This window comes from Nocardioides antri (assembly GCF_008373765.1).
Classification (GTDB): Bacteria; Actinomycetota; Actinomycetes; order Propionibacteriales; family Nocardioidaceae; genus Nocardioides; species Nocardioides antri.
Genome location: NZ_VUJW01000128.1, coordinates 1 through 262, shown reverse-complemented (window position 1 = coordinate 262; position 262 = coordinate 1). Strand labels below are relative to the sequence as shown.

Annotated in this window: 1 pseudogene; it reads right to left on the bottom strand. The window is 77.1% G+C overall.

The annotated features are described in order from the left end of the window. Positions 1 to 262: pseudogene (locus tag F0U47_RS21530) on the bottom strand (hypothetical protein); the annotation flags it as partial.

Genomic DNA, 262 nt, shown 5'->3' with positions numbered 1-262 from the left:
CCGGATCAGCCATGCCAACCCCGTGTCCGCGCATGCCGCGGGCGAAGCCGACCCCCCGCTGCTTGGCCCCCTCGGTGAACCCGCCACCATCCACGCCGCCCATGCCCTCCGCGTGCTCAGCGCCCGCCCCCTTCGCCGCAGCGAACGCTTCCGCGCCGCCACCGGGCACCGGGCCACCCAGTCCGGGAGCGAGGCCCACGCCGCCGCCCTTGCCGCCGTCGGCCGGCTCCGGAGCGGGGATGTCCCCCCCGTTCTCCCTCAT